This is a genomic window from Chryseobacterium sp. Leaf404, assembly GCF_001424145.1.
Lineage (GTDB): Bacteria > Bacteroidota > Bacteroidia > Flavobacteriales > Weeksellaceae > Chryseobacterium.
This window is the reverse complement of record NZ_LMQM01000009.1, coordinates 1-1480: the sequence shown is the minus strand read 5'-3', so window position 1 is coordinate 1480 and position 1480 is coordinate 1. Positions and strand designations below refer to the sequence as shown.

Below are 1480 nucleotides of genomic sequence, written 5' to 3'. Positions count from 1 at the left end.
TGCAGAAGTTTCTTTAAATTCTATATCTTCATTATTTTCACTTTCGTAATTCCAGCCATTAGAGTATTTTATGTACCCTACATTATAACAGACTGCTTCCCTCGAAATAAGGTTACCCACCCATGAAATAGGATTCCATGTTGCGGTGCCAGGATTTCCAGAACGCATCCAACTACCATTGGTATTGTAAACAAGGCTAATATCATCCATTGATTTTTCACTTGTATTTATTGCATTTAAAAACACTTCAAAAGGCTCTCCTGAAATTTTAATATCTTTAGCCGCTACATGATTTTTATTTCTTCCCCAATGATAATTCAATCCATCAATTGCAAGTTTTTCCAAATCTGCAAAACTTCTTGTCCTACTTTTTATCGGTGGTTTTCCTGAAATTAATGAGGTTTTTGGAATTTTATCCCAAGGGCAACTCTCTACCCAATGGGTTTCATCCCTCGCTCCGCTAAGATGAGATGAGCACTTTAGTCCCTCTTCTCCACCATCTGTCATATTAACACGTAATGTTGTATCAATTTTTTTGTTATTCTTATCAATTTTTACGTCAACCCATTCTACCTCACTATAACTTGTAGAAAACTCAACTTCTTTTGATTTTTCTTTACCATTTTTACTGGCAGTAATAACCGCTTTCAATTTTTTATTGTTGAACTTTGAACTGTCATAAACATTGTTATTGTCAAAACCATCCCAAAATATAACATAAGAACCAATTTTTGTGTAATCTGAAGCTGATGTTTTATAATTATTGAATATACTTTTCCAATCCCAAACCTTCACAGGATTAGAAAAATTATATTCCGGCTTCCTATTTTTTATGTCCTCTGAAAGCTTAGGAATTCTTCGTGCCGTCACAACAATCTCAGGTAAATTGGTAATCTGAAATAATGTACTTCCGTCTTCGTTTAATATTTTAAATTCTAAAGAATCTATATTTCCGAGCATTAACGAGTAGTTAAAGGCAAAATTGGCGTTTTCATAACTCCCTTCAAAATCTAATATTCCAAAAGGTACCAACGTTGAATGATCACTATCTTTTTTAAGTGAAAAAGAAATTTCAAAATCTTCATTTAAATCATTACCTAGTCTTTCAAAAATACCATAAGAAACTCCACTCGCATCTCCTTTTTCCTGAACGTGACCGCCCGCCGATGAGGCTATATTTCCTTCAGCCGAAATATTATAATTCCCTGCAACTGTTTTGATATATTTCCCTTTTACAATCCGAGTCCTAGACATAGCTAATGATTTTTACTGATTTCTCCACTATTATTTTTTACTTCAGACTGTGCATTTTTTGTAATATTTTTCTCCGAAGTAAACTGAATATCTTCATGGGACAGCTCGGTTCTTTCTTTCTTTGTCTCACTATGCACATCACCCTCAATCATCTCCGTCAGTTTTCCCGTAATAAACATACTCGTATCTCCCAACACAGAAGTCATTTTCATCGCACCCACACTTT

The 1480-nt window shown here is 34.1% G+C and carries 1 protein-coding gene and 1 pseudogene; both read right to left on the bottom strand.

Going from position 1 to position 1480, the window contains the following annotated elements; all coding sequences use genetic code 11:
• Positions 1–1254: hypothetical protein (locus tag ASG31_RS05670; RefSeq protein WP_056029062.1), on the bottom strand; the 1254-nt coding region annotated here is incomplete at its 3' end.
• 2 nt (positions 1255–1256) lie between these two features.
• Positions 1257–1480: pseudogene (locus ASG31_RS18535) on the bottom strand (Vgr family protein); the annotation flags it as partial.